Source organism: Acinetobacter sp. YQ_14, from assembly GCF_043102985.1.
Classification (GTDB): Bacteria; Pseudomonadota; Gammaproteobacteria; order Pseudomonadales; family Moraxellaceae; genus Acinetobacter; species Acinetobacter venetianus.
The window spans coordinates 20,296-27,168 of the sequence record NZ_JBICJJ010000003.1 but is presented as its reverse complement, the minus strand read 5'-3'; the positions used below and the strand labels follow the sequence as shown (position 1 = coordinate 27,168).

Annotated in this window: 4 protein-coding genes and 1 tRNA gene; 2 read left to right on the top strand and 3 right to left on the bottom strand. The window is 40.3% G+C overall.

All coding sequences use genetic code 11. The features are described 5' to 3' along the window. Together ACF8D3_RS02290 and ACF8D3_RS02285 are read left to right on the top strand one after the other, a co-directional pair. The coding region (locus tag ACF8D3_RS02290; RefSeq protein ID WP_392469895.1) for an electron transfer flavoprotein-ubiquinone oxidoreductase at positions 1–1,649 on the top strand (1,649 nt) is incomplete at its 5' end. A 233-nt stretch (positions 1,650–1,882) separates the two neighbouring features. Further along, entirely contained in the window at positions 1,883–3,073 is a 1,191-nt protein-coding gene (locus ACF8D3_RS02285; protein ID WP_392469893.1) for an acyl-CoA dehydrogenase, read from the top strand. Between the two features lie 273 nt (positions 3,074–3,346). Here ACF8D3_RS02285 and ACF8D3_RS02280 read toward each other — a convergent pair. From ACF8D3_RS02280 to ACF8D3_RS02270, 3 genes are all read right to left on the bottom strand, one after another. After that, positions 3,347–3,436 (bottom strand) — tRNA-Ser (locus tag ACF8D3_RS02280). Positions 3,437–3,522: 86 nt separating this feature from the next. Continuing rightward, entirely contained in the window at positions 3,523–5,553 is a 2,031-nt protein-coding gene (locus ACF8D3_RS02275) for an NADPH-dependent 2,4-dienoyl-CoA reductase (protein WP_136459448.1), read from the bottom strand. Positions 5,554–5,855: 302 nt separating this feature from the next. Then, on the bottom strand, positions 5,856–6,773 hold the full coding sequence (locus ACF8D3_RS02270; protein WP_392469890.1) for a DMT family transporter: 918 nt from the start codon (positions 6,771–6,773) through the stop codon (positions 5,856–5,858). Between the last annotated feature and the right edge of the window lie 100 nt (positions 6,774–6,873).

The window sequence follows — 6,873 nt, the reverse complement described above, 5'->3', positions numbered from 1 at the left end:
GTTTATCTGCTGCGATTAAAATTCGTCAATTAGCGATTGAAAACAACCTACCAGATCTTTCTGTTTGTGTGGTTGAAAAAGGCTCTGAAGTTGGTGCGCATATCCTCTCTGGTGCTGTACTTGAACCGCGTGCCATGAATGAATTGTTCCCGAACTGGAAAGAAGAAGGCGCTCCGCTGAATGTTCCTGTTACGGGCGACGAAACTTATTTCTTATTGTCTGATACCAAAGCACAAAAGATGCCGTATTGGATGGTTCCTAAATCAATGCACAACGAAGGGAACTATGTCATTTCTCTTGGTAATGTCGTGCGTTGGTTAGGTCAAAAGGCTGAAGAATTAGAAGTTTCTATCTTCCCGGGCTTTGCTGCTGCTGAAGTGCTTTATCATGAAGATGGTACCGTTAAAGGCATTCAAACAGGTGATATGGGGATTGGTAAAAATGGTGAGCCAACACACAACTTCACGCCGGGTTATGAACTTCACGCTAAATATACATTGTTCGCTGAAGGTTGCCGTGGTCACCTCGGTAAACGCCTGATTGCAAAATACAATCTTGATAAAGATGCTGATCCACAGCACTACGGTATCGGGATTAAAGAACTTTGGGAAATCGATCCTGCTAAACATAAACCAGGCTTAGTGATGCATGGTGCCGGCTGGCCATTATCTGAAACAGGTTCATCTGGTGGCTGGTGGTTATACCACGCTGAAAACAATCAGGTGACTTTGGGTATGATCGTGGATTTATCATATGAAAATCCGCACATGTATCCATTCATGGAAATGCAACGCTGGAAAACGCACCCAACCATCAAGCAATTCCTTGAAGGTGGTAAACGTATTTCTTACGGCGCACGTGCTGTTGTGAAAGGTGGCTTTAATGCTTTGCCTAAACTCACTTTCCCAGGCGGTTGCTTGATTGGTGATGATGCTGGTTTCTTGAACTTCTCAAAAATCAAAGGCTCACACACTGCAATGAAGTCAGGTATGTTGTGTGGTGAGGCAGTATTCGAAGCGATTGCGGCTGGTGTTGCCAAAGGTGGTGATCTTGCGATTGCTCGTGTTCTTGAAGGCGACGATCACTTCGACAAAGAATTAACTGCTTATACCGACAAATATAACAACTCTTGGTTAAAAGAAGAGTTATATAACTCACGCAACTTTGGGCCTGCAATGCACAAGTTTGGTCAGTGGATTGGTGGTGCGTTTAACTTTATCGATCAAAACATCCTTAAAGTGCCATTTACTTTGCATGATCTTAAACAAGACTTTGCTGCACTGAAAACTGTGGATACATCAACGTTTAAACCAAACTATCCAAAACCAGATGGCAAGTTGACCTTTGACCGTTTATCTTCTGTATTCGTATCGAATACCGTACATGAAGAAAATCAGCCAGCACACTTAAAGTTGACTGATCCATCTATTCCAGTAGATGTGAACTTACCAAAATGGGATGAGCCTGCTCAACGCTACTGCCCTGCTGGTGTTTATGAAATCATGGAAAATGATGACGGTTCTAAGCGTTTCCAAATCAATGCTGCGAACTGTGTTCACTGTAAGACATGTGACATTAAAGATCCGTCACAAAATATCACTTGGGTAACGCCTGAAGGCGGTGGTGGTCCTAATTACCCTAACATGTAATTAGTATCCGAATATGTAATATTCGGATAGTTCTTGCGAAGCTTTAGCCGCCTCTCATACCCGAACTCATAGATTGATAGTTTGGTGGAGATGCAATCACTCCAAATCCCAAACAACTTTGAGGTATTTCTACTCTCGATTTTAACTTTTTAGGTAAGCTTAGTTCCCAAGGGAGCTAAGCTTAAAAAACAAATTGATAGGAACTTGCAAGAACAATCATCAAGGAATAAATAATGAGCCGTGTAGAGTTTAACTGGAATGACCCTTTTTTAATTGAGCAACAACTCAACGAAGAAGAACGTATGATCCGCGATACTGCCCATGCTTTCTGCCAAGACAAGTTAATGCCACGGGTACTTGATCAATTTCGCCATGAAAAAACAGATCTCAACATTTTTAGAGAAATGGGAGAATTAGGTTTACTCGGCCCAACGATTCCTGAACAGTATGGTGGAGCTGGCTTAAATTATGTGAGTTATGGATTAATTGCCCGTGAAATCGAACGCGTAGATTCTGGCTATCGTTCTATGGCAAGTGTGCAAAGCTCATTGGTGATGGTTCCAATTAATGAGTTTGGTACAGAACAACAAAAGCAGAAATATTTACCTAAGCTTGCAACTGGTGAGTGGATTGGTTGTTTTGGCTTAACAGAACCTGATCATGGTTCAGACCCTGGCAGCATGGTAACTCGAGCCAAAAAAGTAGACGGTGGCTATCGTTTAAGTGGATCGAAAATGTGGATTACCAACAGCCCTATTGCAGATGTTTTTGTAGTTTGGGCGAAAGAAGTTAGTACTGAGGGTAATGTCGGCCCTATTCGTGGCTTTATTTTAGAAAAAGGTTGGCAAGGGCTATCTGCTCCAGCAATTCACGGTAAAGTTGGCTTAAGGGCATCTATTACGGGTGAAATTGTCATGGATCAGGTTTTTGTTCCTGAAGAAAATGCTTTCCCTGAGGTTCGTGGCTTAAAAGGTCCTTTCACCTGCTTAAACAGCGCACGATATGGAATAGCATGGGGTGCAATGGGTGCAGCTGAATTTTGTTGGCATACTGCTCGCCAGTACACGCTTGATCGAAAACAGTTTGGTAAACCACTTGCTGCCAATCAACTTATTCAAAAGAAACTAGCAGATATGCAAACTGAAATTGCGCTCGGTTTACAAATTGCGCTTCGATTTGGTCGAATGAAAGATGAAGGTATCGCATCGCTTGAAGCTACATCATTGATTAAAAGAAACAACTGTGGGAAAGCATTAGATATCGCTCGTTTAGCACGAGATATGCTAGGTGGAAATGGTATCAGCGATGAGTTTGGTATCGCCCGTCATTTAGTCAATCTTGAAGTTGTTAATACTTATGAGGGAACACATGATGTCCATGCGTTAATTCTAGGTCGTGCTCAAACGAGTATAGCAGCTTTTTAATATAATAAGCCCTTGCAAAAACAAGGGCTTATTTGCATAAGTTATTTGGTTTATTGCACATCGTTATAAATCTGCCTTACTTGCTCACTACCTGAAGAACTTCCCAAAGTTATAGCGATAGCTATTTTTACCTCTAAACTTTCCCTTTCCAGCTTCCTCCGAAATATAGCTAAATAATTTCATCTCATCCAACTTTTTATGTGGGGTAGATTGAGGGGTAAAACTACAGATAAAAAATAAGCCCTTGTAAAAACAAGGGCTTATTTAGATATTTGGCGGAAGCGGTGAGATTCGAACTCACGGAGGACTCACACCCTCGTCGGTTTTCAAGACCGGTGCATTAAACCGCTCTGCCACGCTTCCATGTGCGTAAGAATACAAAGCTTGTTTCCTTTATTCAAGAAAAATTTAACTGCAATGTATTCAAATGCATATTGTTTCATCAATTCTTAAAGTTTAGCTGCTAATTCAGCGCCATCACGAATTGCACGTTTCGCATCTAACTCAGCAGCGAGCTTTGCACCACCAATAATATGATAATTCGCAATTGTGTTTTCACCATCTTTAGGCATTAAATCTTTAACAGATTCCTGACCAGCACAAACAACAATCGTATCAACACGCAATAATTGGTCGTGCCCATTATGCTCGATCCATAAGCCTTCATCAGTCACAGCCTTATATTGCACGCCACGTAACATGCGCACTGCATGCTTTTTCAATTGTGCACGATGTACCCAACCTGATGTTTTACCGAGTCCAATACCAAGCGGTGTTGTTTTGCGTTGCAATAGGTAGATTTGGCGAACTGGTCTTTCCACTTCTGGACGTTGCATACCACCTTCAGAAATATAATTCGGACTTGGGTCAACACCCCATTCACGCTGCCACTCATCTAAAGGTTGTGGTTGAGGCTGATGTGGTGGTTTTAATAAGAACTCTGAGACATCAAATCCAATACCTCCCGCACCAATCACAGCGACATTATGACCTACTGGCGCACCACGTAATACTTCAGCATATGACAATACTTGTGGAGCTGTACTTCCTTGAATTTTTAAAGCACGAGGCACAACACCAGTTGCGACAATAACTTCATCAAAGCCTTCTCGTTCAAGTTGCTCACGGCTTACTTTCGTATTTAAGCGAACATCTACACCTGTTTGCTTAAGCTGAACTTTGAAATAACGAATCGTTTCATGGAATTCTTCTTTACCAGGAACGACTTTGGCTAAATTGAATTGTCCACCAACATCATTATTTGCTTCGAATAATGTCACTGCATGACCACGACTTGCCGCAACCGTTGCAGCAGACATCCCAGCAACACCACCACCAACCACAGCAACACGCTTTGGTTTCTTGGTTTTGATATAAACCAATTCCGTCTCAAAACATGCTTGTGGATTGACTAAACAGCTTACACGTTGATTTTTAAATGCATGATCCAAACATGCTTGGTTACATGCGATGCAAGTATTAATTTCATCAACACGATTGGTCGCAGTTTTATTTACCCAATACGGATCAGCAAGGAATGGACGTGCCATTTGCACCATATCAGCCTGACCTGAAGCAACAATTTGCTCAGCGACATCTGGCATATTAATACGATTCGATGCAATCACTGGTACAGAAACATGCTGTTTAACCACAGCGGTATAATCAACAAATGCTGCACGAGGAACAGACGTTACGATGGTTGGAACACGCGCTTCATGCCAGCCAATTCCCGTATTCAATAATGTGATTCCTGCTTTTTCTAGTGCTTTAGCAACAGCAATTACCTCTTGCATAGTATTACCATCATGCACCAGATCGAGCATAGATAAACGGAAGCAAATTATGAATTTCTCGCCAACTTTGGCACGAATTGCTTTTACAATTTCAACAGGAAAACGCATACGATTTTCAATATCACCGCCCCAGCGATCAGTACGCTTATTAACATGGTTACTGAGGAATTGATTAATTAAATAACCCTCAGACCCCATAATTTCGATACCATCATAACCCGCTTTTTTCGCCAAGCTAGAACAACGTGCATAGTCCTCAATCGTTGCCAAAATCTGAGAGTCTGACATTTGTCTCGGTTTGAATGGGTTAATTGGTGCTTGAATCGGAGATGACGAAACAGAGAAAGGATGATAACCATAACGACCAGAATGCAAAATTTGCATCAAAATTTTTGCGCCATGCTTATGTACAGCATGCGTCACAAGCCGATGATGCGGAATATCCGCTAAGCTATTCATCGTTCCGCCAGCAGGTAGTAACCAACCTTGACGGTTCGGAGAAATACCACCGGTAATAATTAGACCAACACCACCCTTAGCTCGCTCACCAAAATATGCTGCAAGTTTTGGGTAATTATAAAAACGATCTTCTAAACCAGAGTGCATAGAGCCCATTACGACACGGTTTTTAATAGTAGTAAAACCCAAATGTAATGGTTTTAGGATATTTGCATAGCTAGTCATGGTATTCCTTCTATATTTTTGGCTTTGCAACTTGTTGCATAGTACTTTAATACTTTTTTGCTCATTTGGGATGACTGATAAAAAACTTTTCGGTGTTGAAAATGTCAATTTTGCATGTAAATTCGACGAATTCCAGTCTAAGTTGCAAATCAGCAAACGTTATGTTTAAAAATAAAAAATCAGCCATGTAAAACATGGCTGACGTTCTGACTTCTTTTATGTAATTATTTACAATCTCTTTATCTTTTAAAGAGTGCTAGTAAAAAAGTCTATAAAGTTTTTAATTGATAAAATTAAATCTCTTAACGATGTGCACCACTTGAATACGCTAAGTGACGGCGTTGTGATTTTATTTTCAAAGAACTCGTCACAATTCCTGAACAGATAAATGCTGCACCAATTAAAATATTGAGTGTCAAAGGTTCATGCCAAATCAAATAACCAAAAAATAGGCTCAAAATTGGAATACACATGATTGATATTGAAGCGATAAAGGTATCAACCTTACTGACGATCCAATTCCAAAGTACAAAAGCAAATCCTGTCCCAATCACCGAAATATAAAAGAGCACAGATTCATTGAGTGGATTTAACCAAACTTGTGCGTCAATAGGCTCAAACATAAGTGCACCAATCAAAATGATGCTCCCACCCAACAATAACTGCCAAATGGTCAATTTGATTTTGTCATAACTGGCAAAATTCTTTTTGATATAAACTGTCGACATCGCCCAGAAGAAACCAGAACCTATAAGCAGTACTTGTCCAAGTAATGAAACATTCATATGTAAATCATGTAGCTGAGGCCAAAGAATTGCGATTAATCCCAACGTACCCAAAATAAGCCCAAGTATTTTCTGTTTATTTAATCTCTCATTTAAAAAATAATGCGCTAGAACACCAATAAAAATTGGCATCGTAAATACTAAAACTGCCGACAATCCTGAATCAACAAATTGCATTGCAAAAGTCTGAGTTGCATAGAAACCAAAGCAAATTAAGCCACTTAAAATGATGAGCTGCTTCCATTCTTCTCGTTTCGGCATGATTGATTTTTTAATGACTCGCTGCACAACCATCAAGGTGATTGCAGCCAAAATCAGCCGTGTAGAAATAAATAAAAATGGTGGAAATACTTGCAGACTATGTTTTACAAGTCCCCATAAAGATCCCCAAACCAAACATAATAACGCGATTGCACTCATCACTCGAATATTCACGTGCTGTACTCAACAGATGGGAAGTGAAATCATTGTATAAAACAAATGACATCATGAATAATGCTATGTTTTAATATATGCATCATTTTTTTTGATACCA

What these genes read in the sequence shown, in the direction of transcription:
- ACF8D3_RS02285 (WP_392469893.1), top strand. Translation starts at nt 1,883, where the DNA reads ATGAGCCGTGTAGAGTTTAACTGGAATGACCCTTTTTTAATTGAGCAA.
- ACF8D3_RS02275 (WP_136459448.1), bottom strand. Translation starts at nt 5,553, where the DNA reads ATGACTAGCTATGCAAATATCCTAAAACCATTACATTTGGGTTTTACT.